Here is an 834-nt window from a genome sequence, read left to right as displayed (position 1 = left end):
TATAGTTTCACTTTATAAAATAGTAATCGCTTGTTTCCCCATTTGCTCCCACGCCTTTTCAAATTCAGCACGAGGAACAGCTTTTCGTGGATTGTTTGCAAGAGGATCATTTACGTATACAAAGTTTTGATCATATCCAATTACTACAACACTATGCTCATAATATGTAATTTTCACTTCACCTGAACTCGTATTCCATGTTTCAAAACTACTTTCAGCTAATGGTTTAAACGTTGTATTAATAATTACCCATACCGGAGAACCAGAACTAATTACTTTATATAGATCTTGCACGTCTCTGCCCGTTAAATTAATTACTTTTTCAGGAATATACTTTTCTGCTAAATTAAAAATCGGTTGATTATATACACCGTATCCCGGCTCAGCTTTCGTATAAATATTTCCAACGAATCCCTCATAAGGATTTCCATGCAAACCATTTTGTTTAAATGGGACGCGATGAATTTCACTAGCAAGTTGCATCTTATCTACTTGTACACCTTTATGTTGTAGTAGCATAGCTAAACTTGTCACTTCACAACCTCTAGGTAATTCAGGTAACTGTCTAATAAACGGAACCTCTGTAATCATTGCACTTTCTTTCATCTCAGAGAAAAGGTCTAACCGTAATTCTTGTGCCTTTCTCATAATTTTATCTTTCTCGAAAAAAAACACGACAGCAAATATAATACCGAAAATAAAAATATATTTTAACTTTTTCATCATAAACCAAACTCCATTATATCAATTATTTTAAAGGCGCAACTCCTATCATTGTACCTTTCTTCTTACTAGTTTGCTAGAAAGATTCTGTGAATTATTATTCACAAATAT

General features: G+C 33.0%; 1 protein-coding gene. It reads right to left on the bottom strand.

Annotated elements, in window-relative coordinates; all coding sequences use genetic code 11:
- Positions 1-12: 12 nt before the first annotated feature.
- On the bottom strand, positions 13-723 hold the full coding sequence (locus tag V7038_RS01160; protein ID WP_199661864.1) for a C39 family peptidase: 711 nt from the start codon (positions 721-723) through the stop codon (positions 13-15).
- Between the last annotated feature and the right edge of the window lie 111 nt (positions 724-834).

Origin of the sequence: Bacillus sp. JJ783, assembly GCF_036963225.1 — a bacterium.
In the GTDB taxonomy this organism is placed as follows: domain Bacteria; phylum Bacillota; class Bacilli; order Bacillales; family Bacillaceae_G; genus Bacillus_A; species Bacillus_A cereus_U.
This window is presented reverse-complemented; position numbering and strand designations above follow the sequence as displayed.